Source organism: Sphingobacterium sp. UBA7631 (genome assembly GCF_002483935.1).
GTDB classification, from domain to species: Bacteria; Bacteroidota; Bacteroidia; order Sphingobacteriales; family Sphingobacteriaceae; genus Sphingobacterium; species Sphingobacterium multivorum.
The window spans coordinates 720234-746210 of record NZ_DLIX01000002.1; the positions used below are offsets into that span (position 1 = coordinate 720234).

Consider the following 25977-nt stretch of genomic DNA (forward strand, 5'->3'; position numbering starts at 1 on the left):
ACCTAAAGCAAAGTAAAAATTTCAACATGTCATCTATTCTTATAAAATCTGCACAACTAGTCAATGAAGGTAAAGTTGAGGTTGCTGACGTATATATCAGCAATGGTCGAATCGAAATGATTGCTCAGGAAATTAATCATCCTGCTGATCAGGAGATAAATGCTGAGGGGCTACACTTGCTACCGGGACTTATCGATGACCAGGTTCATTTTAGAGAACCCGGGTTAACTTATAAAGCGGATATATGGCATGAGAGCCGCGCCGCAGTTGCTGGTGGGACAACCTCCTTCATGGAAATGCCTAATACTGTCCCGAATACGTTGACTCAGCAGTTGCTTCAAGATAAATATGATATTGCAGCAAAAAATGCATTGGCCAATTACTCATTCTTTATGGGGGCGGCTAATGATAATCTTGAGGAGATGCTTAAAACTAATCCAAGAGATGTCTGTGGTATCAAAGTTTTTATGGGGTCATCTACAGGGAATATGTTGGTGGATAATGAAAAAGCGTTGGAAGGGATCTTTGCGAATGCTCCGACCTTGGTGGCTACGCATTGTGAAGACGAGGCGACGATAAAGGCAAATCTGGCCCTATTTAAGGAAAAATATGGTGAGGATGGATTGAAAATTGAGATGCATCCATTGATTCGTTCTGAGGAAGCCTGCTATTTATCCTCGTCGAAAGCTGTCGAATTGGCAAAAAAGCATAATACACGCTTGCATATCCTTCATATATCAACAGCCAAAGAAATTGCATTATTTAGTCATGATATTCCATTAAAGGATAAAAAAATAACGGCTGAAGCTTGTATCCATCACCTTTGGTTTTCTGATCAGGATTATGCTTCAAAAGGTAATTTTATCAAATGGAATCCAGCTGTAAAAACAGCCAATGATCGCGACCAAATTCTAAAAGCTTTATTAGATGGGCATATCGATGTGATAGCGACAGATCATGCTCCGCATACAATGGAGGAAAAATCGCAGCCCTATGCTTCAGCGCCAAGCGGAGGACCTCTTGTACAGCATGCATTGCAAGCCTTGTTGGATATGGTCAAAGCGGGAAAAATGACCCTGGAACAATTGGTGCAAAAATCTGCACACAATACGGCTACATTGTTCCAAATCGAAGATAGAGGTTACATTCGTGAGGGATATTGGGCCGACCTTGTGTTGGTCGATCTGAATAAACCTTATACGGTTTCGAAAGCAAATATCCTGTCAAAATGTGGCTGGTCACCATTTGAGGGACACACATTTAGCTCAACGATTGAACATACTTTCGTATCAGGTAAACTTGCTTTCTCCAATGGGCAACTTATTGAGAAAGGTGCTGGTGAACGTCTGTTGTTCAACCGATAGTATTTAACAATGGAAAAAAGAGCCTTTCTAAAATCGGTTGCTTTAAGCATGTTGTCTATTCCTGTATCGGGAATGGGATTGCCAACCGGAGACAAAAATGAGTTGTACGGCCAAGCGGCTTTGCTTGCAACGAGGTTAAAATTGGGGGATACCATAGGTTTAATTACACCTGCAGGTGTATTGGATGAGGAAGAGTCCATTAGCATTGCGCGTGAAATATTCGAGACACTGGGTTTTAGAGTAAAAGAAGGTAAACATATTCGCAGTCGCTACGGTAATTTGGCCGGTACAGATCAGGAGCGTATTGCCGACATACACGATATGTTTGCAGATAAGACTGTCAAAGCGATTGTCTGTATCAGGGGCGGATCCGGTACTTCGCGCCTTTTGGATCGGCTAGATTATAAACTGATTTCCGATAACCCCAAAATTCTATTGGGTTATTCAGATATAACGGCGCTTATTTTGGCCTTGTATGCCAAGACAGGACTAGTTACATTTCATGGAGCAGTTGGTATCAGCACGTGGACTAAAAAACTTGCAGAGGCTTTCAAAGCCCAGTTTGTTGCCAATCAGCCAGCGATATTTGAGAATCCCAAGTCGAAGGGGGATACCATTGTACAGACCAAAGACCGAATAGCAACAATTCATCCTGGCATAGCAGAAGGAATATTGTTGGGTGGGAATATGACCGTATTGACCGGATTATGTGGTTCACCTTATCTGCCGGACTTTAAAGATAAAATTCTTTTTATTGAAGAGGTAGACGAAGATATGGAACGGGTAGATCGGATGTTCTGTCAATTGAAAAATGCGGGTATATTAGGCGTAATTAAGGGCTTTATTTTTGGCAAGTGCACCAATTGCAAACCATCTGCTGGCTATGGATCCGTAACACTTGATCAACTGTTCAATGATTATATCAAACCTTTGAAAATTCCGGCTTATACAGGGGCAGTCATTGGGCATATTGCCGAACAGTTTATCTTACCCGTAGGTGCAAAAGTTCATGTGGATGCTTCTCTAGGAACAATTGCCTTAATGGAGCCTGCATTAAGAGATTAATATGAAATTAGTAAAGAACGATTTAATCAAAGCCTTTTCTTTGTATGAAGAAAGGGCTTTGATGCATAGAAGATTTAAACATGCCGATATATTACCGTTATTGGAAAATATCAGCAGCGCTGGACACCTTGCTGTAACGGAAATTGGTCAATCAAGTGAAGGCCGTTCGATCTATCGGTTACAATATGGTCAAGGGCCAATCAAAATACTTTTATGGTCACAAATGCACGGTGATGAGCCTACAGCGACAATGGCATTATTTGATCTGTTTAATTTCTTTGGAGGTAAAGATGATGGTTTTGATGCATATCGAAATGAGATAGCATCAAAATTGACCCTATATTTTATTCCGATGCTAAACCCAGATGGTACTGAGCGGTTTCAACGTAGGACGGCAATGGATGTGGATATGAACAGGGACGCTCGGGCTACTGCAACTGTAGAGGGAGCCCTATTGAAGAAGCAAGCCATGTTGTTAAACCCTGATTTTGCCTTTAACCTGCACAACCAAAACAATTACTACAATATTCCTGGGACAAATACGCCAGTGGCAATTTCCTTGTTGGCCCCAGCTTATGATTATGCGCGGAATATCAATGCAACTCGGGCGGATGCCATGCGTGTAATTGTGGGAATAAATAAGATCCTTCAAGAGGTTGTACCCGATGCGGTCGCAAAGTATGACGATGAACATACACCACGTGGCTTTGGCGATAACTTTCAAAAATGGGGAGTTCGTACTGTTTTAATTGAATCAGGAGCTTATGTAGGTGATAGCGAAAAAATGATGGTCAGAAAATGTAATTTCGTCGCATTGTTAAAAGCATTTGAGGAGATTGCTGACCAATCCTTTGAACAGTATTCGATTACCGATTACGATACGATTCCCATCAATGATGAAAAGCTCCATGATGTGTTACTGAGAAATTTGACCATTGAGCAGGATGGAGCCCAAATTGTTGTTGATATTGCCATTCGGCAAAATGAAAAGACGATAGGATCTGACTATTGTGTAGTGGGGGTATTCGAGGATATTGGCGATCTGCAGGATTTTTATGGATATCTAGATCTAGATGTTTCGAGACTTAAGTTTATCCCCGCTAAGAAATATGATAATGCACTTCTAATTAACCAATTGGATCACAACCTTATTCAGGGTCTATTGCGTAAAGGAATAGCCACGGTTCATATTAAGGATGGCGAAACTGCTGGTAAATTGCACCATTTTCCGATTAATATCGTGTCCAGTGAAAATTTCTTGTCTGAGAGACTGCCTAAACTAGGTTCTATGGCAAATTTTTTTATTGGTACGGACGAAGATATCAGGTACGCCATAATCAATGGTTATGTCCTCGACCTTGCCGTTGCTAGTCAGGATTTGAATTATAAAAATTGTGTCTATTAGCTTTTCAATAAACAAAAAAGGTCATTCTAGAATGACCTTTTTTGTTTATTGAAATTAATAACCCGAATTTTGTTGATCTTTTAGTATTGGGTTGGCATTTATCTCAGATTGCGGAATCGGTAATATATATTTTTCAAACGTACGATCAATTTCTTTTGGCCGAGTTTTGATTGTTAAACCCTGAAAATCGTCGTTGAAAGTAATCTTTTTGTTCAGACGGATCATGTCCCAATAACGATGTCCTTCCCCAAACAATTCTTTACTTTTTTCTTTTAGAATAGCATCTTCACTAATGGAGCCAGCAGTAAATGCCACACGATTTGGAGAACGTTTGCTGATAGCGTTTAAGAATCCAGCAGCTTTTGTAGGGTCAGATGTCGGTTTTTTTAATGCAGCTTCGGCAGCAATAAGATAAATTTCCGACAGTCTAACGACCTTGATATTAACTGCCGTGTTATTGGTATTTCCTTTATCTCCCAATGAATTTAAAGGGAGCGATGTGTTGGTGTTGACGCTGCCTAAGTTTTTATATACTGCTCCCATACGGGTAGCTGAGCTTTCATCACGACCTAAAATTGCCCAGCGGACGTCGCCGGTATCTTCCTTTAATCGATTCAAATAATAATCACTGGCGTAAAACATACCGCCCTGACCACCCGTTCTCCGCATGAGGTAATAGCCTAAGCTAGCCGTTCCAAGATCTGCCTCGCCTTCGTTGATGCCGAGTTCATAGATAGATTCACTGCCATACATACTTGCCCATGAACTTGCCCACTTTTCATTTTCATACAATTTATATACATTGTCGGTAATGATCTCGTTGGATTTCTGATAAGCATTTTCGTAATCTGCCATAGTCAGATAGACACGGCTTTGAATAGCCAAATTTGCATAATAGTTGATATAACCATTGTCTGGCTTCTTATTTGCGCTTAGCAGCTCTTGGCCAGCCTTGAGGTCTTTTAAGATTTGTGTATAGACTTCTTCTACAGTGGCGCGGGTAGGTTTGTTGCTGTATAATGCGGAACTGATCACAATTGGCACCCCTTTGGAAGTTTTGTCGTGTGTATACGATTTGCCATATAATCTGACGAGGTCAAAATAAAACAATGCACGTAACGTCAATAATTGCCCTTGTGCATTCGCATATTGTGCTTTGGAAGCAGCATCAACTTTGTCTATTTTTTCCAAAACATCATTTGTCTGTGCGATACAATTATAGATTTGGGACCAGAAGCCACCGAAGTTGTTGGTTTCGGCATCTTGATTGAAAGAATACAATTGATCCAAACCTCTTCCTTGTGAATAGACGGTGAGATCGCCGCCTTTAACTTCACCATAGAGTTCGAAATTTCGACCGTAATAGCTGGACGAAGCGATAAGCCGGCTAAGTCCATTGATTCTGTTTCGGGCATCGCTTGCGCTATTGAATCCCGTATTTGCGTCAATTGAATTTCCAGGTTCGACATCCAGGAAATCTTTACAGCTGCTGAACGACGTCAATAGAGCAGCTGCTATAATGGATATTTTGAATATTTTCATTGTATAAAATTTAAGCATTAAAAACCTAGTTCAATTCCAAATGTGTAGGTTTTCCCAATTGGTGTTTCCCATCCGCGAGTTGAATATTGACCGACTTCAGGATCCGCAATTTTATATTTAGATGCAGTCAATAGATTCGTGCCATTAAAGTAGACACGCGCGTTGCTGAATCCGACTTTATTTAGGAAGTTCTTAGGTAGCCTATAACCAAAGTTGATGTTCTTTAATCTTAGAAAGGAAGCATCATGCAATTGTCTTGAGCTGTATTTTTGAGGGTCTGTTAAGTCATTGCCATCTAATTTTGGTAGCGTACCTCCAGTATTGTTATCTGTCCACATATGCTCAAATGCATACTCGGAGCGAATTCTTTCCCAATAATAACCGTCATCGGCAACATCCTTGAATGCACCGTCGTAGAGCTTTCCACCAATTTTGTAAATGAAATTGAAGCCCAAATTGAAATTTTTATATTCGAAATCTGTATTTAAACCACCGCTGACTTTTGGAACACCATTTCCAATGATTGTATAGTCCGCTTTATTGAAATCGTAAGTCGCATTGCGTCCGTTATAATCGAAAATATCAGTACCAGTTTGGTTATTGTTAGTATAATAAACGTTTTTTCCATTTTTTTGATCTACACCAGCCCATTCATAACCATAAAAAGCTAGTGTGGACTGTCCTTCTCTATAGATAAATTGGGCCCTCGCGTCCCCGCTCCCTTTTGTGTCATTTCCGACTGACCCTGTAGGATCATACCAGATGATATCTTGTTTGTCGTTAAGTTTTTGGACTTTAGAGGTGATAAATGCGGCGTTTACGTTGGCACTCCATCTGAAATCTTCTTTTTTAATGATATCGCCAGCCAATTCAATTTCTAATCCCTTGTTGTTGATCTGACCTACATTTCTTAATACAGTACTAAATCCCGTCGTTTGTGATGTAGGGACGTCCTGTAACAGATTTTTGGATGTTCTGTTAAAATATTCTACCGATCCCGTAATCCTATTTTTTAGGAAGCCAAATTCCAGCCCCGCATTGGTGGTATAGGACGTTTCCCAGGTGATGTCCGGGTCGGGATTTGATACCAGATTTCCGCCAGGCTGGCCTTTGTAGTTAAAGTTGTTGAAAGATACAAGCCTTCTCCATCCAAAATTATCACTGGGCAATGTACCATTAATACCGTATGAGGCTTTAAGACGTAAGGTATTGATCGCATCATTTTCTTTAAAAGCAGGTAGATTTTTTAAGCTATATGCACCTGATACAGACCAGAAGTCTCCCCATCGGTTTTTAGGTCCCAATTTAGACGAACCATCACGGCGGTAAGACGCTGCTAAGAAATAGGTGTTGTCATAGTTGTATTCGGCTCTTCCGAGATATGACATTAGATTATAACCCCAACTATATGCATTGGCCTCAAATTTACCCGCAGACGAAATATAAGGCAGCTCAGCAGATCCCAGGCCTCTTCCTGTTGTGCGCATGAAATCCGTCTTATTCTTCTCAACCTCAAAACCAGCTAATAAATTCAGGTTATGCTTGTCGAAGGATTTGTTGTAATTGACGGTATTGGAGCTGACCAGTTTTAACATATTGGTGTTAAACTGGTGAACGACCCCACCATCACTGACGCCATTGAAATGCTTGGCGCTATAATATAGGTAGTCCTTCATGTCTGTGTAATCATATGAGAATACAGTCTTGGCTGTTAAACTGGGTAGTATATTCCAGGTTAAGTTGCTGATAACCCCTAATTTGTTTGTTTTGGAGCTGTTGTCCCACTGTTTGTCATAATAGTCCGCATTGTAAGCATAGCTACCGTAACGATCTGTCCACTCCTCTCCAGTTTTATAGTTTGTCGGCCAATATAGAGGCCATAACAGATTTCGGGATTGAAGGAAATAATTTGATCCGGTATTTCTAGTGTCATTAAATCCCTTTTTTTTGTTGTGGCCAATGTTAATATTTGTTCCAAACTCGAGATTATCAACTATTTTTTGTGTTAAATTCAAACGTCCTGAAATACGTTCGAAATCATTGACTCGGATCCGGCTTTTATCTGTTGTATAACCTAAAGAAGAAAAATACTTTGTGGCATCAGTTCCTCCTGAAAGTGAAAGATTATTGTCTTGATAAATACCGGTACGGAACAATGCCTTATCCCAATCGTAATATTTGCCCTCTCTGTTTTCAATACCGTCAGTCATGCCCAGTATACTCACATTGTCATATCGTCCGGTGCCATTGGTTTCAAAACGATAACCGTGTTTATTGAATTTATTATTCAGCTGCGTTAAAGCATAAGTATTGGCCTCCGCTTCAGTTTTTCCATTTGAGGTGCGATAGTCATAAAAGATCTGATAGAGCATATTGACCTGATCTTGAGGTGACGCGGTCTCATAATTGTCTGTTGCCCATGTAGGCGTAAAACCAAGTGAGCTCTTAAAATTTACTGTAGGCTTTCCTGTTTTTCCTTTTTTTGTCGTAATTAGGATGACACCATTAGCTGCCCTAGAGCCATATAAAGATGATGCTGCAGCATCCTTCAGTACTGTAATTGTTTCGATATCATCGGGATTTAAATTGCCCATGACATTATTGGAGGTGTAGATGTAATCGCCCATCTGCCCGCCTGAACCCGAGTTTGCAGGAACTCCGTCGATGACATATAATGGTTCATTGGAGGCATTCATAGAACCGATACCCCGAATACGTATACTTGGAGTAGATCCAGCTTGGCCTGAGGGAGTTGATACAGTAAGTCCAGCAACACGTCCGCTGAGAGCGCCTTCAAATGAAGTGACAGGAACATTATCAATGTCTTTGGCTTTTACAGTTGCCGCCGAACCCGTATAGGTACTTTTTTTAGCGGTACCATAAGCGACGACCATAACTTCATCCAATGCTTGTTCATTACCAGAGAGGGAGATGCTGATCGTTTTTCGGCCATTCACTTGGATTTTTTGTGGTTTATATCCCACAGCAGAAATCGTTAGCGTAGCATTAGCATTTGCAGTTAAGGTGAATGAGCCATTCTCGTTGGTTGAAGTTCCCTGATTTGCGTCTTTTACTTGTATTGTAACTCCGCTAATTGGTTTTCCGTTGCTGTCTGTTATTTTACCAGCAATTTGGATCTGTTGTGCATATAAAGACTGCATCGAACTACAGGCTATGAGACACAACGTTGTGAGCACATGTTGTTTCATAAAAGTGTGAATTGATTAATTTAGTTGTTAATATTTTGGTGCTGTCGAGTGTTGGTCAAACTTGCGATAGCAATTCAGTGCAATCTTTTCTTTAAGAAAAAAACATTGCACTGAATATAGGGTTATTTTCTTACAATTCCAATTCCCGGACGGTCGGGGAGAAGGCAATTGCCATTTACCACGGTCATGCCGTCGTATATATCATTTGCAATTAATAAAGCACCGTCTAGATCTGCCCAATCTGTTAAAGGTGCAAGTTGTGCCGCTGCACTGATAGCGCAAGAAGTTTCTGTCATACAGCCGATCATGACTTTCATTTCCAAAGAACGAGCAAGTTCTGCCATTCGCTTCGCTTCGCGCATGCCCGTGCATTTCATCAGTTTAATGTTAATACCCGAATAAACCCCCTTTAAACCCGGCACATCGACCAGTCGTTGGCATCCTTCGTCGGCGATTGTGGGAATTGGGCTATGTTCTGTCAACCAAGCATTATCATCGATCTGCTCTTTAGGCATAGGCTGTTCTAAGAAAGAAACATTTCTTTCTGCAAGCCAATACGCCATCTCCAAGGCTTCTTCACGTGTTTTCCAACCCTGGTTCACATCGGCGCATAATGGTCGATCGGTAACCTGACGGATGGTATCAATAATCATTTTGTCGGTGTCGAGCCCCAGCTTCACCTTTAAAATTTTAAACTGATCAGCCTCGGCAACTTTTTGGCGGATCATTTCTTCTGTATCGATTCCGATGGTGTAGGACGTCGGTGGGATAAGGTCAGGATTTAACCCCCAGATTTTATAATAGGGCTGGTTCATAATTTTACCAAGGATATCATGTAGGGCAATATCAATGGACGCTTTTGCAGCCGTGTTTTTCGAAGCAAGCTGATCAATATAATGCAGAATCTCTTCGGTTTGAAAAGGTGAGTTAAAACCTGTGAGATCAATTTGATTCAAAAACGAAATCACGCTATCTTGTGACTCGCCAAGATAGGGTGGCATACTCGCTTCGCCATAACCGATAACGCCATCATACTCTAATTCGGTCAATACAACCGGTGTTGTGCTTCGGCTAAAGGAAGCTACTGTAAAGACATGGCGCAAAGTTAGCGTGTAAGGCCGAAACCTTAATTTAAAGGCCCCAAAATCTTTACTAATCCATTCAGATTGATTGCTCATCGCTATGTTTATTTATTGTTGTAATAATTGTTTTCAACGACTTTCTGTATTGCGCTATCGTGAACTCCGAGGTAACGGCGTGCAGCAACCACAGTTCGGGTTTGAAAATCATCATAGTTTGCCGCGTCCTTTAGCATGCTGTTGATCCGTACCAAGCCTGCAGCATGAATAAAGGTTCCATTGCCGATATAGAGTGCAACGTGTGTTACACGGGCATTAGGATTGCTATTTTTGCCTGCCGCAAAGAATAATAAGTCTGCCGGTTTCAGATTTTTAAGTGCTTTCTCAGGGTCGAAATGCCCATCTTGATCTAAAATGTCGATTTTTTCACCTGCAAGTACTTGTTGCGATGCATCTCGCGGAATTACGAAGCCGTTCATAAAGAAACTTGTTTTAGTAAAACCGCTGCAATCTACGCCTTTTACTGATGTCCCACCCCATAAATAGGGTAGACCCAACATTGTTTTTGCACTGGCAATAATATTTTCCGCCGTAGGTTGGCGTGTTTCAAACCAATTTTTTAAGGTTAGACTTTCTGATTTTTTAATATAACCTAAACGTCCATCCGGATAGGCAATTTCATAAAAATTGCCTTTCTGTCCTTTCAATTGAAGGATGTCACCATAAACGAGATCAGATACCCGCTGGCTTTTTTCATTGGGTTCAGAATATGATTTTCCAAATTCAGCTGTATAAATCACTTTTTCCGCTTGTCGCCAATTGGCCAGCATGGTTTTGTCCATGGCTTCAATAGACGAACTAGGAACCCATGCGATATAGCCGTCGGGTGTACGGACACGGTAGTCACCGCTCTTTTTTTGCAGAAGGTCAACTTGCGTTCCTAATAAAACCTGGCTAGTCAGCTCGGCAGCATTATCTGGAAATGTGCGCATATTTGCGACGGAGAGTCTGATTACTCCAGTCGTTTTTTCGCCTACACTTGCATCGGGCAAGAGCTGTACTTGAATATTGGCTGATATATCTTTTGCCTTTTGCTCTAAAACGAATTTAGCATCTTTTTCAGTTGTTTCGAGCACATATTGGTTCTGTGCTATATCCGCTTTCTGGATGGCCACGATCTTGGTTCTTTTATCGGGAGCAAATTCACGTTTTACGTTTTCTTGCAACTCTTTGATCGTGAAATAAGTCGTGGAATCTAGCTGCTGCGCCTGACTGCTTTCAACCCCTATAAGGCTTGCATAAGCTAAAATAGCGAATTTAAGAGTGTTTTTCATGCGAATTAGTTTGTTTCTAAAGATAGGATTAATTCATAATATAAGTCAATTTTTATTGTCGATTTTTAAGTGATTTTGATGTTATGTTGCTAAAAAACGAATGTTTAGGTTTAATTTTAATTAAATCATCTATTTGCTAAAACCATTTTGTAATATTGCTTATTGATTGTGACGGCAACATTCTTCTTCCGTTTACGGCGAAGCTGTAAAAATGTAGCATAACATTTTACAGCGGATATTGACGAAGTAGGTTTGGGGGAGATCTGATGCAAGATAGTGTAATATGCTAGAAAAGAAAGTGATGCTCTTGTACAGTCAATGATGAAAATTTCTTGTATTCGGTAGACTGAAGGCAGTTTTAATGATTGTTTTTTGCCGGATTAATAAATAGCGATAGTTTTATAAAATAGTAATAAGGAAATGAGTTCAAGACGTGATTTTATTCGGCAAGGTTTGATTGCTGCGACGACAATGGGGACATTAACCGCATTTGATGCGAAAGGATTGACGATTGCAGCAAAAGGCAGTGTTAAAAAATACCCTATTGTAATTTCAACTTGGGACTTTGGGATCGCAGCAAATAAAGCCGCTTGGGAAATATTGTCCAAAGGAGGCAAGGCATTGGATGCGGTAGAACAAGGTGTGCGTGTACCCGAGGCTGATCTCAAGAATATGACAGTGGGTAAAGGTGGTTATCCCGATCGCGACGGTCACGTCACACTTGATGCTTGTATCATGGATGCGGATGGTAACTGCGGTGCTGTTGCCGGAATGGAAAAAATTGGACATCCAATATCTGTAGCACGGCTGGTTATGGAAAAAACACCCCATGTCATGCTAGTAGGCGAAGGCGCATTGCAATTTGCGTTAGAAAATGGTTTTAAGGAAGAAAATCTACTGACCCCGGAAGGTGAAAAGGCCTGGAAGGAATGGTTGAAAGAGAAAAAATACAAACCTGTAGCCAATATTGAAAACCAATCTTTTGCCGCAGAACGTTTGCCGGGAAATCAATACAACCACGATACGATCGGTATGTTGGCGTTGGATGCCAATGGAAATATTTCTGGAGCCTGCACCACGAGTGGTATGGCTTTCAAGATGCATGGTCGGGTAGGAGATAGCCCTATTATTGGAGCCGGACTTTATGTCGATAATGAAGTTGGGGGTGCTACTTCGACCGGAGTTGGTGAAGAAGTTATCCGAAATGTAGGTAGTTTTTTGGTAGTCGAATTGATGCGTCAGGGTTATTCTCCCGAAGATGCCTGTAAGGAAGCTGTTATGCGTATCGTTAAGAAGAAGCCTGCAATTGCAAAGGAAATCCAAGTTGGATTCTTAGCAATTAATAAAAAAGGGGAATATGGTGCCTATGCGCTACAACAAGGTTTTTCCTATGCGGTTTGTGACAGTAAACAACAAGATTTATTGATTAAAGGAAAGCACTACTATAAATAGTAAAAATAGGGGCTTACGGGTTCGAGGAGCGATGATAGCAAGGTATATCATTGTCGATTAATCATTATATTTGTCTAAACTTATAGCCGCAGCTGATGCATCGGCTATAGGTTTATAAAAGTAAGAGTAAAATACGCAAGGTTATAAAAGTATGAAAGCAACATTTGGAGGAGGATGTTTTTGGTGTACAGAAGTTATTTTCCAAAACACTGAAGGGGTAACATCGGTATTACCTGGTTATATGGGGGGACATGTAGATAAGCCGACTTATGAGCAGGTCTGTACGGGGACAACTGATCATGTTGAGGTTGTCGAGTTAGAATATGACGAAGAGCTGGTGAATTACGAAGATCTCTTGAAAATCTTCTTTAAGACCCATAACCCGACAACATTAAACCGTCAAGGTAACGATGTGGGTACGCAGTATCGATCAGTTGTTTTTTATCATAATGAAGAACAAGAGATCTTAGCACAGAATTTTATCGATGAATTGGAAAATGAGGATGTTTACGAGGACCCTATTGTCACAGCGGTAGAACCTGCGTCTACATTTTGGTTGGCAGAAGATTATCATCATAATTATTTCAATGATCATCCTGAAAATCCATTTTGTTCAGTAGTCATTGCTCCAAAACTTCAAAAATTCCTAAAAGAATTTAAAGCTTAAAAAGACAATATTTTTAAAAAGACAATATTTAAGGTGTTGTATCCCAAAAAAAAGCTCGAATATTTATTCGAGCTTTTTTTGTGTATTTAATATGAGTTAGAACATTTCCATCTGTCCTTTATCATCGATTTGAATATCATTTGGATTGGTGATCTCCAATTTGATGTCGTCATTTTTTTCGGTTGACTCGACCTCTTTTTCGTTCACGGAACTGTCAACTTCTGTCGTCGTACTATCAACTGTTGGTTCTGTGGTATCAGTACTTGATTCGGCTGCCTTTTCTTTATCTTTTTGACTTAAATCTTCATCCGTTGTCAATAGTATAACCGATTTTACGGTATGGAAAGATAGGCGGTTTCCTTGCGCTTTTATTCCTTTTACGTCAATAATTTCAGTCAAAGGTTGATCAAGGGTTTCTTCCGTTTGGGATTTGCCTTTTAAAATCTCCAATTTGACCATCGGTTCAGCTGCATTACTCATCAGGATCAGTTTGGATCCTGCATCTTCATTGATAAAGGAAATACGTTTTCCAATAGGCTGATCGTCAAATTTAAAACGTTTGACAAAGTACGTTCCGCTCTTGCCGTCCTTATGCACGACTGTATAGATATGGTCTGGATAATATTTTTCGATCCGGATCATTTTCTCGTCGAAGTGGTTGCTTAGATCAAAGTTTGCTAATTCGTAGCTACCATCCGAAAGGACTACTAATATCTTGTCGTCGCCGTCAAACTCGCCAAGGTATTGTCCACGCTCATCTGCGTTTAGACGTTTCATGATGGTATCGTACCATATTTTTCGTCCTGCTAGTGTGGAGACTCCAGAGCTTTTAAAGCTGATTTTTTTGACAGGATATTTTGATACAATGTTTCCTTGTGAAGCACGGCCCTTGATTGCAATCTCGGCAAAGTCCATGTCAAAATTCAACTTACGCAATTTTGTGTGCGGTTTAAGCTGTATATTAACGACTTCCGCTTCACCATTGGGATTGGCTGTGAAATACAGGATTTTTGAGCCCTTGGATCCCTTGGACACATCATATTCCTTATCTCGCGTAACTCCTACTACCGAGAAACGTTTGATAAAACTGGTTCCAGTTTCACCTTCTTTATAGATGGCGTTATAGATTGTCCGTTCATCACCTTTTTTGAAAACAGCAACGTGGATAATTCCTTTTCCAACAAATACTTTATCCTGAATTTTACTGACAACATATTTGCCATCTTCGCGGAATACAATAATATCGTCGATATCCGAACAGTCGCATACAAACTCATCTTTCTTCATTCCCGAACCAATAAATCCTTCTTCGCGATTGACATATAGTTTGGTATTTGCTAGCGCAACTTGGGTCGCTTCTACTTTGTCGAATACCCGCAGTTCAGTTTTACGCTCGCGGTCTTTACTATATTTATCACGCAATTTCTCAAACCATGCAATGGCATATTCCGTCAATTGACGTAGATGACGCTTGACTTCTTTGATCTCATTTTCGAGTGTTTTCATCATTTCGTCCGCTTTTTTAACGTCGAAACGTGTAATGCTACTCATTGGTTTATCGATCAATTTTTTGTAATCTTCTGGACGTATCTCGCGGTAAAATTGATCGAAGAAAGGTTCAAACAAGCGATTCAGAACTTGCACAACAACCTCAAAGTCACCTGCATTTTCATAATCCGGATGCTTGTACATCCCCTCTTGAATAAATATTTTTAATAAACTACTGAAGAAGATTTTTTCTTGAAGATCGTTTAAACGAATCTCCAATTCTCGTTTCAATAAATTTTTGGTGTTTATTGTGTTTTCAGTCAGAATGTCGTTGACACTCATAAAGTGAGGTTTCTCATCCTTGATAACACAGGTGTTAGGAGAGATAGAGACTTCACAGGCGGTAAAGGCATATAATGCATCGATCGTTACATCGGGAGAAATTCCAGGAGCCAAATGTACAATGATCTCTACATTTCCCGCTGTATTGTCCTCGATTTTTTTGATCTTAATTTTTCCCTTATCGTTTGCGGTAACCACGCTTTCAATCAGACCGCCGGTTGTCGTTCCAAATGGAATTTCTGTAATTGCGAGCGTCTTTTTGTCGCGTTCTTCAATTTTTGCACGTACACGGATTTTACCACCACGTTGCCCCTCATTATAATTTGAAACGTCGGCCATACCACCCGTAGGGAAGTCTGGGAAGATATTCGGACGTTCACCGTGTAATACCTGAATTGATCCGTCAATTAGCTCAATGAAATTGTGGGGCATAATCTTGGTCGCTAAACCAACAGCAATCCCTTCGGCACCTTGAGCCAATAATAACGGGAATTTTACAGGAAGGGTGACAGGTTCGCGATTCCGTCCATCGTAACTTAATTGCCACTCAGTCGTTTCGGGATTGAAGACAACGTCATTTGCAAATTTGGATAATCTTCCCTCGATGTACCGTGGAGCAGCAGCAGAGTCACCCGTAATTGGGAAACCCCAGTTACCTTGACAGTCAATCAAGAGATCTTTTTGTCCCAATTGTACCATGGCATCACCGATAGAAGCATCACCATGTGGGTGATATTTCATCGTGTTACCAATGACGTTGGCAGCTTTATTATATCTTCCATCATCCATTTCCTTTAAGGAATGGAGGATACGACGTTGTACGGGTTTCAAACCGTCATTGATATGTGGTACGGCTCTGTCCAAGATAACATAGGATGCATAGTCCAAAAACCAGTTTTCGTATAGTCCTGATAAAGGTATCGTCTGACTTCCGCTCTCTGTTTTTCCTGATCCCAGTTCTTCTTGATTATCTTCCGTTGGGAAGTTCGTTTCGTCACTCATTTACTCAGCAATAGATTAAATTGTACAATACAGAAATGTTCGAAATAATATTTTATTCGAACGTGTAAAAATACAAAACCATTTTGTTTTATCCCAGCGAAACTATGAAAAGTTAAAAAAATTAGTTTTTAAAACTAATATAATTAGCTTGTTTCGTTGTCAGTGGCCAAATCATACCAATAACAGGGAATATCCCATAGATCGAAATGAAATTCTTCAGTCACCTGAAATCCTACTTTTTCCAAGACATGTCTTGAACCCAGATTTCCCGTATGTGTGATGGCATGTACTTCAAAATGGATCAGCTGTTCTCTATAATATTGCATGCAGGCTTGTGCAGCTTCTGTCGCATAGCCTTTTCCCCAAGATTCCGTTCTGAAACGGTAACCAAGGTCTAAAAAACCGATACGTCCGTTCTCCAATTCGTCAATATATTTAAATCCCGTCCAGCCTATCCATTGATTGCTTGATTTCTCAACGACCCCTAGACGGCCTATACCGTATTTTTCATATTGTTGTTGAATATGCGCGATGGCTTTTTTCATTTCTTCAATGGATTGAACAGGCTCCTTATTCAGAAAGGTATGAACCTCCGGCTGTGAATCCATCGCGAAAAAATAAGCGGCATCATCCATCTCTATTGGACGGATAATTAAACGTTCAGTTTCCAGTATAGGTAAGTGTTTTTCCATATTGTTTATCTCAAGTGTTAGGCATGCTAAAGCCACAATTTGTCGATATCTTTTTGTAGTATTTTTTCTTTCATTTCCTCCTCAAAGTCTCCGAACAGTTCTTTGTTAACAGATTTACTGATTCTGCCATTTTCGAGTACCAAGATTTCATCGCAGGTATCTTTTAGTGTGGAAAAGATATGCGACGAAATTAGGATCGTTTTACCCATCGCTTTTAAGCGTAATATAATCTCCGTAAGAATAATGCTGCTTTGTAGATCAATGCCATTAAAAGGTTCGTCAAGGATATAATAATTATTGTCCTGAAGTAAAGTAGCTGTCAGGGCTAGTTTTTTTTTCATACCCGTGGAATAGTCGCTCGCATACTCTTTTAAGGGCAACTCGAAAATATTTCTTTCACTGAGGTTTTTGATCTGTTTACCACGCGCATCTGTCAGCAGATAAATATACTCTTCACCTGTGAGCTTAGAGAGGAAATATGGATCGGAGGTCAGGTAACCTAAATTGTTTTTGAATGGCTCTAAATCAGATCTTATACTTCCCGAGGCGGTTTCCAGTCCAGCAATACAACGAAACAGCGTTGTCTTTCCGGCGCCATTTTCACCGACGATACCGTATACTTTTCCGCTATCAAAGGTGTGAGTAACCTCGTGGAGTACTTGATGCTGTCCAAAGGACTTGCTGATATTCGTAAGCTCGATCATAAGTGGTTTTTTAAATTGTTGATTGCTTTGATATAATAGAAGGGCAAGAGCGCGAGGATCAAGGGGTAAAAGCTAAAACAAAGTGCCAATGCAAAACCTTCGGGGAAATTGATCTCCCGTGGATAAGCGACGTATTTTAAGGTGATTGCAAAAGGAAGCAAAAGTAATATTCCGCCCAATACAATACAGACATTAAATAAATCCGATGGAAAGATTATAACATACAGAAAAAGAAGGGGCAGTACCAAGAGTAGACATTGTAAAATTCCTCTTTTAAACTTTCGCATCAGAAAGACTGTTGGTGTATATTGGTTATTCCAAAGGTAAAAAATAGGTTCCGGTAATTGATAATAGAAAACACAGGCGAGCGCAATGCAAACCACACAAAATAAAACAAGATTGGAATTGGCCACATAAAAGCCGATTCCGGCCAAGAGATACAATACAAGCAAGAGCAGGTAGCTCCGTCGGAATCCGATGATAAATTCAAAAGGTTTTTTTGCGAAAGGTGTCGGAATAGATTTTCCGAAAGCCTTAAATGTCAAAAATGCAAAGATAATAGCCAAAATAGCTAATAACACTGCATAGCCCCATTGGTTGTGGAGGAAAAGAATGATGAAGGACGGCAGCGTTAACAAGCCATTTTCCAATATTCTGATTTTGTGGAAATCGTATTTACTGTATGTATTTTTGAGAAAGTCATTTCTGTTTTTTTCTGTGAGCAGAAACAGTGCTTGGAAATTGCCAAGCAGTAGGGCATAACAACCAAAAAGCGGATATTGAACCAATGCATAATAAGCAAAATAACATAATCCAAACAACAGGAGAAAGGCGAGCCAAACCGGCAGTCCTGTAGCGCGAATATGCCGATACAGTAAAGTATATTGAAGCTTTAAATAATTGCTAACCATGATACGATCAAAAGTAAAAAATCGAAGTTAAAAACAAGGGACTGTTCCCTTATTTTTATTTCGGCCTTGCAACGATCGATTGTTGGTCGTTTTGACGCTTGAATTTCTTTATTTTACGGCCCTGTGTCTTTTCTGCCAGCTCAGCATATAGGTCAGAGCAAGTAGCAAAACTACTGCATTGGCATACATAATGACTGGAATTCGTAGGATAACATCACTATAGTACAATCCAGCAAGCAGTGCGCCAAGTCCTATTCCGGCTTCAAGGGAGATATACATGGTTGCAACCGCCTTGCCGCGATGTTCGGGTAAACTAAGGTCAATCGTCCAGGCATTCACAGCAGGGGAGAGTATACCCGTGCCTACACCATAGATGCTTGCGCCGATCATCATGCCAATGAAACTATTTCCAATGCCAATAGCAACGAGTGCAATCGCGATAATAACTATTCCGACAACAATAACCTTAGGTCTTCCATAACGGTCCGAAACTTTGCCGGAAACAAAACGTATCAATACTGACGCAATGGTGAAGGCTAGGAAAAATAGCCCTTTATTTTTGAGTCCAAGGTATTCACTCCAGTCGGGAATTAGGGTTAAAATGACTCCATAAGCGGTGTAAGATACAAACGTGACGATTCCCGCAGGTAGTGCACGCCATTCAATGATATCTTTTCGGTTTATTTTGAGCATGGAGAGATTGAATTTCTCTTTTTTCGCCAGTGTTTCCTTCATGTTAATGACGATAAGGATGGAGAGAAGTGCCATGAAAGAAGAGCAATAAAACATCACATTGATACCAAAGGCCTCGAAAATAGCGCTGCCAATTGCTGGGCCGACAGCTGTACCGACGCTAAAGGCCAATCCATGCATCCCAAGCGCCTCACCCCATCTTTTTTGTGGAACCAGATCGGCGACATAAGCAGAAGTTGAGGTAGGTTTAAAACCAGTGGAAAAACCATGTATCAATCGTAAGAATAGAAAGCCCGCGACTGATGTTAAAATGGGATAAAGAAAACCACAGATGAAACAGACAATGGATCCAATGGCCATGACTGGTACACGTCCCCAGCGATCGGTCAATTTACCACTAAAAGGCCGCGAAATTCCGGCAGTCAATGTAAACAGCGCTATGATCAACCCTTTGTATTCTGCTCCGCCCAAACTGCTCAGATAATTGGGTAGTTCGGGGATGATCATATTGAAGCTAGAAGAAAATAGGAGTGAGCTTAAGCAAAGTAAAATAAATTGAAGCGTATAGATGGATTTCTGTTCAGCTGGCATGGCGCTATTTTTATCGTGTGTGAGTATTCAAAAAAGAATAATGGATTGTGGCGATTATCCATCCTTCTAGGGAATGGAGCAAATGTACAGTTTTTGGAACGATTAAGCGGTTTCTTTTGGTGGAAAAATAATAGAATTCTTTATATAAGATAGAAAATACGAAGGCGAGGACGTTAGTGCCTAAAAAAAGATTATTTTTGGGAAGACCCTTTATTTAGAACATGCAAGAACTTAGAAATCCTGGTGTTTATTTTGAAATTCCGGTATCGGATTTGAATCGCGCAATCGCGTTTTATAGCCAGTTATTCAATTTTACCTTTGAACAGGAAGATTTTGACGATAACCACATGGCTTACTTTCCATTTCAAGAAACCTTATCTGGGATTACTGGCGCCCTGGCGAAAGGCGAAATTTATAAACCTACACGCGAGGGAGTACTCCTTTATTTACATGTAGAAAACATATCTACTACGTTGGAAAGGGCCATGAGCTTGGGTGGAAAAGAGCTATATCCCGCCACTTTTCATGCCGATCTGGGATTTGCTGTTGCGGAGATTGAAGATTCTGAAGGAAATAGGATCGGGCTACATCAAAAGTTATAAGCGGCAATTCAGATCATATAGCTTACTAGATCAACTGTTGCCGGACTATTTCGCTGCAGAAGATGGTCGTTGCAACGGCTACGTTGAGTGATTCGGCTTGGCCTATGCGCGGAATAGTGATAGCTTGATCGATCAACGCTATTATTTCATCACTGATGCCATTTCCCTCGTTCCCCATAACAATTAGCCCCTCATTAGCCCACACAGTCTGATAAATGGATTGACCATTAAGTAGGGCGCCATACACTTTTAATCCAGTAGCCGGAATAAAATCCGTTAAATCAGTATAGTGGATTTGCAGTCTAGCCAGTGAGCCCATGGTTGCTTGCACTACTTTAGGGTTGTAGGCGTCTACAGTTCCAATGGAACAGATAATATGTTCGATTCCAAACCACTCCGCCGTGCGGATAATTGTACCCAGATTGCCTGGATCCTGCACATCATCGAGTACAAGGCTAAACTTGTTTTTTAAATTACTTGGTACAATTTTCTGCTGTAAAGGAAGTTTGACCAAAGCGAGGATACCTTGTGGCGATTTCAGTGTACTAATCTTTTGGAATTCAGTATCCGTTAGTTCATAGGATTTTATATTATGCGAGATTTTACCCACTTTTGTGTTTGCGTCGCCCGTGTAGAAAATAGACTCAACCTCATAGCTTGATGAAATAAATTCCATCACGGATTTTATACCCTCAACGATAAACAGGCCGTGTTGTTTTCTATACTTTTTATTTTGTAGAGACGTTATTAGACTGATTTGCGCTTTTGACAACATTTTTATTGATGATTAAGTATCCTCGTTTTATCGGATTTGCAAGTATAACGCTTTTAGTGTTATTTTTTGCATCATGCCGTTCTTCAAAATATCTTGACGATGACCAAGCTCTGGTTACAAAAGTACAGATTTCTGGTGTCACCCCTGCATTGAAAGAATCATCCGAAACGTATATTTCCAATCAAATAAGACCTAATTCAAGGGTAAATCTATTTATTTACAATACGTTCAATACTAAAAACGGGCGTTATAAAACCAAGAAAATTCGGAATGTTGGCGAACCACCTCATTTGTTGGATTCGGCAATGGTCGATTTATCCGCCAATCAAATCCGACGCTTTCTATTTTCAAAAGGTTATTTTAAAGCTAAGGTCGAACCAACAATTTCAGTTTCCAAAAAGCGAGCACATATCGATTTTAAAGTGGATGAAGGTGTCCCATATCAAGTTAGAAATATAGATCGAAAATTTGAGGATGAAGATATTAAGGCAATATTTGAACGGGAGGTACTCCCCAAAACTGCTGTAAAATCCAATACCCAGTACGATGCCGCAAAGTTGCTCGATGAGCGGGAGAAACTTTATATTTCGATGCGTAACAATGGGTATTACGATTATGTAAGGCAATATATGCGTGCTGGGGTAGATTCAACGATCGATGGACCTTTGATCGACTTGAAAATTAATGTCGAAAATCCGTCTGACTCAACGATACATAAAAAGTATCAAATAGATAGTGTTTATATGACGATAAGGAATTATGGAACAATGTCGAAGAAGGAGCCTCGTCTTATAGTAGATTCTGCAAAACGTCTTTTATTTGTTGATGAAACAAATAGTTTCAGGTGGAAACCTTTGGAACGCTATATGTATCTACGCTCAGGTCAGTACTATTCCTTGCGGGAGGAAAATAAGTCATATGACCGATTGTATGAGATGAATGGTTTTCGTTCTGTCAAGATGCAGTTTGTCAAAAAAGATTCCAATAAACTCGATGTGCACTATGATTTCGTTCCAAGACCGCGGATGGGAAACCAGATAGAGGGCGAGTATACCTTTAGTTCGGGTATGAGCGGATTTAATATTGGAAATACATTCTCTCAACGTAATATCTTTGGTGGTTCGGAGCAATTGGAAGTGAAATTACGTTATGGTGTATTGTTTGATCCGCGCCTCGCAGGTGGGCTTTCCAGCAAAATATTCAATAACGATTTTCAAGCGGGCGTAAATTTGGTTATTCCTCGTCTGATGGTTCCCTTTCATATTAATCCAGGTGGAAAGTTTGGTTTGCCCAAAACGACCTACTCGATGACATTGCAGTTGTTCGATCAAGATAAAACCTATTCAAACCGCTATTTCATCACGTCGCTGAATTACTCATGGTATGAAACAGAAAATAAGTACCATAGTTTTACGCCTATTGTGTTGGAGTATCGGGATGGACGCTTGGATTCCAATTTTCGGAACAAGCTTGTACAGGAAGGTTATCAGCTGTATGTACGTAGCAACGACCGTCAGTATTTTGGTTTAGGGACACAATATACCTTTATCCTGAATGGTAAAAAATTGAATAGCAAGGAGGACTTTCAATATTTCAGAGGAACATTGGACGTGAGTGGAAACGTATTGGATCTTATTAGCTCCTTGGCAAAATTGCCTAAGAATGCCGATGGTGAGAAAAAAATATTCGGTGTGCCCTTTCTTCAATACGCCAAGACAGAATTCGATTATCGTTTATACCGAAATCTCGGTGGAAATAGGCAGTTTGTCTTCCGTTTTAATCCGGGGATAGCGATTCCTTATGGTAATAACTCTAAACTGTTGATTTTTGAAAAGAGCTTTTATAGCGGCGGGATGAATGGCATACGCGCATGGCAGGCACGTACCTTGGGGCCAGGTGCCTATAACCGGCAGAGTCTTAGTGAGGATTTGCGTTTAAACCTGCGTAATTTGGATCAACTGGGGGAGATTAAACTGGAAGCAAATGCCGAATATCGATTCAGGTTACTCAATAACTTCCTGGGCGCAAAGATGAATGGAGCAACATTTTTGGATATGGGAAATGTTTGGCGACTGAAGAAGGATGAAGAACTAAATCCGGGGGGGGAGTTTAAATTCAATAAATTTCTTGGGCAGGTCGCCATTGGTACCGGCTTCGGACTTCGTTTCGATTCGGACTATTTTGTCATTCGCTTAGATGCCGGGCTTAAACTAAAAGATCCACAATTCTCAGGTTCTGATCAATGGGTTATCAAGCATTTCTTTGATTCCAAAGAATTTAAGGCCCAATATTATGAAACCCATAGGCCCGACAGGTACAATTTTATTCAATACAATTTTGGAATCGGTATGCCGTTCTAATGTCTAACTGTTTCGTTATGATTTACGTTGATCCCACCAGTTGATGGGACATTCAGACAAACCGCTTTGTTAACCGATGAGATTTTTGAGACTTGAAAATATTGATTCAAAAATTTTACTCAAATCCAAACCTTGGGAATGGTTGAATAAAAAGAAAACTATAGCCAGCGCGATGGCCGTCATAATCACTTTTTTAAACATGTAAGCTATTCCTAACACAATGGCCGGGATAATCAAAAACATCAATCCGCTAATGGCAAAAGGAGAGAGTCCGCTATCGCTCTTATAGATATAGAATAAACGTCCCTTGGAAGTTTGTTGATTCTTATGGCTAAAGAAAACAAAGGTTGATGACTCAATTTTCTGATTAGGGACAGCAACACCCTCATGAAATTGTAGTGGTTGCGAGAAACCATTGATGGTAAATAGGTAATTGCCATTAATGGTCTCATTGGTGTTTCCCAATGAATCCAATGCAACTACAGCCAGTTTTCCATTTTTGGAAAGGTTTTCTTTTACGATAAAGTTTTGGATATTTTGTTCTTGAGCAGCTGCCCAAAAAGGTATCAGTAACAGAAAAAATATAATCTTTTTCATCGTTTTATTTTTATTCAATTCGCGTTTTCCCTTTTTAGGGTCTATTTGCATAGCGCTAATATCATTTGGAGGATTGATAGCATCAATACATCAAATCCGATTTCCTTGAAATGAGACTGCAATTTTAGGGATTTTAATTTTCTTTTGAAAATCTTTAACTATGCGAATGTTGAAACCTTTGTAAATACGTTCTTGAGCCTTTCATCATTCCTCAAAAAAAGGTGCTGTCAAAATCCTGAGTAGGAGTGCAAAACATATTTAGCTCATTTGTGTTTGACCTGCGGTATGATATTTCAGGATGTTTTGTTAGTTCATTTATAATTAAATCGATAATATTTGATCCATCGTAATTTTGGATTATTCACTTGTAAAATAGGTAAATTTTCGAAAAAAATTAGTTCTTTGAAAGTTCTTGGATCAATTGCAATTTCACTGCGTCATTTAAAATACCTTTTGGATCATCAATAACTATTTTGCCAAAAATGTCTTTTTTCATGGATGCACTATTTCCATTGTTGTCGCTAGCTTCATAATTTCCAAATATATCTTTTCGAACGGAAACACGATTTCCCCTGTTATCTTCAATTGTTTTACCACCTAGAATATCAGTTCTCACTGTGGTACGTTGACCATTGCTATTTTCGATAGTGAGATTATCAAGAATATCTTTTGTTATCCGGCTTGAATTACCTTTGTTATCTCGAATCTCCATATTGCCGAAAATATCTTTAGATATCGTTGAGCTATTGCCTTGATTATCTCGGATGTCGAGACCTCCAAAAATATTTTTTGATACAGTTTTTACATTTCCTTTTTCATCACGTATTTCTAAATTGCCGTGTATATTTTTAAAAACTGTGGACGGACTTCTGTCTAGATTAGGAAGATCGAAATCGCCACTACTGTTTTTTCTGACTGTAGTTTCACCTCCATCCTCATCTTTTACGACAATATTTCCTGAAAAGTCTTCTTTTATAGTCAGTTTAATACCACTCTTATTTACGGTTGTATATTCACCCAGGCTACCTCGTCTAAATTTAATGGTATTTCTCCACATATCTGAAAGAATAACTTCTCCCCAGCTATCGGTTTCTATTTTTATGGATTTTTTATCTAAGCCTTCTGAAATAGCCATTTTAATCATGTACTTTTTCATATTGTCAGAAGGGGGATCGGACCATATTCGGGTATACTCTTCCACTGTTGAAATTTTGGCTTCTGAAGTTAATGTAACTAATAGCAGTGAAAAACTGAATAAGAAATATATACGCATGATCTGTCTGTGATTTAATGTCAATATACGTTTTTTTGCGCTACTTTCATTATATTTAAACAGTAAGCGAATTAATTGATGTCAACTACGGACGAAACGGAACGGCTGGGCAAAGTAAAACCTTTGATTCTGAGGAAGCCCGTCTAAAGGATGCTGAAAAACTAATTGCGGAGAAGACTAAAAAAGGCTATTCTGAGAATGGTGCTGTAGATGCAGATAGCAAGGAAAGAGGATCCGCTGTTCGACAGTCAACGGCTGCCAGCCAGTTATTGAATTAGTCTAAGATCTCTTCGTATGTCAATGTGTTTTTACTCTTTGATACGCGAATAGTTATAAATGTCGGAACGATACCTTTGCCATTCGGACGGTACATGGAATAAATATAGGAATCTTTGTCGTGATAATTAGCGCGTAGTGTGTCACCTTCATATCTGTCTACCGCAGTGGTATGAACTTCTATTCTTTCATCCATTTTGTCACTCCAGCTTCGTTGATCAATAAAAGATTGTTTGTCTTTTTCGGAGATAGATAGTTCAAATTGATGTGTGTAATCTCTTAAGCCGCCACTTTGATTGGAAATAATTTTAAAATCATCTTTTAGCGTGATATGGTGTTCGCTGAGTAGTTTTCTTGCATCAGATTTAGAGAATAATAGATCATCAAATAGCAAGTATAGCGTGAATATAAGAAAAGGCAAGATTAAAATAATCGAGACGATAGTTCCCAACTTTTTACGGCCAGACTTTTTTAGGATCCAGTACGTGAAATAGATGAATAGGCCTGGGATGCCAAACCATATCAAAAAAATCAGCGTGTATAGTGTATACATT

21 protein-coding genes are annotated in these 25977 nt (G+C 39.8%); 8 read left to right on the forward strand and 13 right to left on the reverse strand.

The features are described 5' to 3' along the window. Positions 1 to 26: 26 nt before the first annotated feature. From B3P16_RS03100 to B3P16_RS03110, 3 genes are read left to right on the forward strand one after another with little or no spacing between them, the layout of a single operon-like run. Entirely contained in the window at positions 27 to 1364 is a 1338-nt protein-coding gene (locus B3P16_RS03100; protein ID WP_286841369.1) for a dihydroorotase, read from the forward strand. Positions 1365 to 1373: 9 nt separating this feature from the next. Then, positions 1374 to 2429: a S66 peptidase family protein gene (locus tag B3P16_RS03105; RefSeq protein ID WP_286841371.1), complete on the forward strand. Its 1056-nt coding sequence runs from the start codon at positions 1374 to 1376 to the stop codon at positions 2427 to 2429. A gap of 1 nt (position 2430) precedes the next feature. Continuing rightward, positions 2431 to 3834: a M14 family zinc carboxypeptidase gene (locus B3P16_RS03110; RefSeq protein ID WP_286841372.1), complete on the forward strand. Its 1404-nt coding sequence runs from the start codon at positions 2431 to 2433 to the stop codon at positions 3832 to 3834. A gap of 54 nt (positions 3835 to 3888) precedes the next feature. On the opposite strand, the gene B3P16_RS03115 is transcribed toward B3P16_RS03110, so the two are convergent. From B3P16_RS03115 to B3P16_RS03130, 4 genes are all read right to left on the reverse strand, one after another. Next, on the reverse strand, positions 3889 to 5376 hold the full coding sequence (locus tag B3P16_RS03115) for a RagB/SusD family nutrient uptake outer membrane protein (RefSeq protein WP_286770999.1): 1488 nt from the start codon (positions 5374 to 5376) through the stop codon (positions 3889 to 3891). 17 nt (positions 5377 to 5393) lie between these two features. Further along, on the reverse strand, positions 5394 to 8585 hold the full coding sequence (locus tag B3P16_RS03120) for a SusC/RagA family TonB-linked outer membrane protein (RefSeq protein ID WP_286841374.1): 3192 nt from the start codon (positions 8583 to 8585) through the stop codon (positions 5394 to 5396). A 122-nt stretch (positions 8586 to 8707) separates the two neighbouring features. Then, entirely contained in the window at positions 8708 to 9763 is a 1056-nt protein-coding gene (locus B3P16_RS03125; protein WP_112374223.1) for a dipeptide epimerase, read from the reverse strand. 8 nt (positions 9764 to 9771) lie between these two features. Continuing rightward, a complete protein-coding gene (locus B3P16_RS03130; protein ID WP_286841376.1) occupies positions 9772 to 10998 on the reverse strand; it encodes an NlpC/P60 family protein in 1227 nt (408 codons plus the stop codon). Between the two features lie 420 nt (positions 10999 to 11418). On the opposite strand from B3P16_RS03130, the gene B3P16_RS03135 reads away from it, so the two are divergent. After that, on the forward strand, positions 11419 to 12450 hold the full coding sequence (locus B3P16_RS03135) for a N(4)-(beta-N-acetylglucosaminyl)-L-asparaginase (protein WP_070567228.1): 1032 nt from the start codon (positions 11419 to 11421) through the stop codon (positions 12448 to 12450). A 151-nt stretch (positions 12451 to 12601) separates the two neighbouring features. After that, positions 12602 to 13117, forward strand: a complete 516-nt coding sequence (gene msrA, locus B3P16_RS03140) for a peptide-methionine (S)-S-oxide reductase MsrA (protein WP_070567226.1) — start codon at positions 12602 to 12604, stop codon at positions 13115 to 13117. 96 nt (positions 13118 to 13213) lie between these two features. On the opposite strand, the gene B3P16_RS03145 is transcribed toward msrA, so the two are convergent. The 5 genes from B3P16_RS03145 to B3P16_RS03165 form a co-directional block, all read right to left on the reverse strand. Further along, a complete protein-coding gene (locus tag B3P16_RS03145) occupies positions 13214 to 15949 on the reverse strand; it encodes a DNA gyrase/topoisomerase IV subunit A (RefSeq protein WP_286841378.1) in 2736 nt (911 codons plus the stop codon). Between the two features lie 143 nt (positions 15950 to 16092). Then, the gene (locus tag B3P16_RS03150; protein WP_201639506.1) at positions 16093 to 16641 is read right to left on the reverse strand and encodes a GNAT family N-acetyltransferase; all 549 of its coding nucleotides are present in this window, start codon (positions 16639 to 16641) and stop codon (positions 16093 to 16095) included. Positions 16642 to 16667: 26 nt separating this feature from the next. Further along, positions 16668 to 17345 (reverse strand): ATP-binding cassette domain-containing protein, encoded by a 678-nt coding sequence (locus B3P16_RS03155; protein WP_286841380.1) that lies wholly within the window; start codon positions 17343 to 17345, stop codon positions 16668 to 16670. Further along, positions 17342 to 18256, reverse strand: a complete 915-nt coding sequence (locus B3P16_RS03160; RefSeq protein ID WP_286841382.1) for a hypothetical protein — start codon at positions 18254 to 18256, stop codon at positions 17342 to 17344. Before B3P16_RS03160 ends, B3P16_RS03155 begins: the two co-directional genes overlap by 4 nt. A gap of 108 nt (positions 18257 to 18364) precedes the next feature. Next, complete coding sequence (locus B3P16_RS03165; RefSeq protein WP_286841384.1) at positions 18365 to 19540, reverse strand: MFS transporter; 1176 nt, start codon at positions 19538 to 19540, stop codon at positions 18365 to 18367. Between the two features lie 221 nt (positions 19541 to 19761). Here B3P16_RS03165 and B3P16_RS03170 point away from each other — a divergent pair, with 221 nt between their 5' ends. After that, complete coding sequence (locus B3P16_RS03170; protein ID WP_112374217.1) at positions 19762 to 20142, forward strand: VOC family protein; 381 nt, start codon at positions 19762 to 19764, stop codon at positions 20140 to 20142. A gap of 25 nt (positions 20143 to 20167) precedes the next feature. On the opposite strand, the gene B3P16_RS03175 is transcribed toward B3P16_RS03170, so the two are convergent. Next, entirely contained in the window at positions 20168 to 20917 is a 750-nt protein-coding gene (locus B3P16_RS03175; RefSeq protein ID WP_070567214.1) for a TrmH family RNA methyltransferase, read from the reverse strand. A gap of 8 nt (positions 20918 to 20925) precedes the next feature. On the opposite strand from B3P16_RS03175, the gene B3P16_RS03180 reads away from it, so the two are divergent. Then, the gene (locus B3P16_RS03180; RefSeq protein ID WP_286841386.1) at positions 20926 to 23277 is read left to right on the forward strand and encodes a BamA/TamA family outer membrane protein; all 2352 of its coding nucleotides are present in this window, start codon (positions 20926 to 20928) and stop codon (positions 23275 to 23277) included. Between the two features lie 69 nt (positions 23278 to 23346). Here B3P16_RS03180 and B3P16_RS03185 read toward each other — a convergent pair whose 3' ends face one another. Together B3P16_RS03185 and B3P16_RS03190 are read right to left on the reverse strand one after the other, a co-directional pair. Beyond that, entirely contained in the window at positions 23347 to 23874 is a 528-nt protein-coding gene (locus B3P16_RS03185) for a hypothetical protein (protein ID WP_070567618.1), read from the reverse strand. A 394-nt stretch (positions 23875 to 24268) separates the two neighbouring features. Continuing rightward, positions 24269 to 25009 carry a hypothetical protein gene (locus B3P16_RS03190; protein WP_286709850.1) on the reverse strand — a complete coding sequence of 247 codons (741 nt, stop codon included), beginning with the start codon at positions 25007 to 25009 and terminating at the stop codon, positions 24269 to 24271. A gap of 212 nt (positions 25010 to 25221) precedes the next feature. Here B3P16_RS03190 and B3P16_RS24305 point away from each other — a divergent pair, with 212 nt between their 5' ends. Further along, positions 25222 to 25425, forward strand: a complete 204-nt coding sequence (locus tag B3P16_RS24305) for a WGR domain-containing protein (RefSeq protein WP_083296024.1) — start codon at positions 25222 to 25224, stop codon at positions 25423 to 25425. On the opposite strand, the gene B3P16_RS03195 is transcribed toward B3P16_RS24305, so the two are convergent. Continuing rightward, complete coding sequence (locus B3P16_RS03195; RefSeq protein WP_286771007.1) at positions 25422 to 25976, reverse strand: hypothetical protein; 555 nt, start codon at positions 25974 to 25976, stop codon at positions 25422 to 25424. The two genes, B3P16_RS24305 and B3P16_RS03195, sit on opposite strands and share 4 nt — an antisense overlap. Position 25977 lies beyond the last annotated feature (1 nt).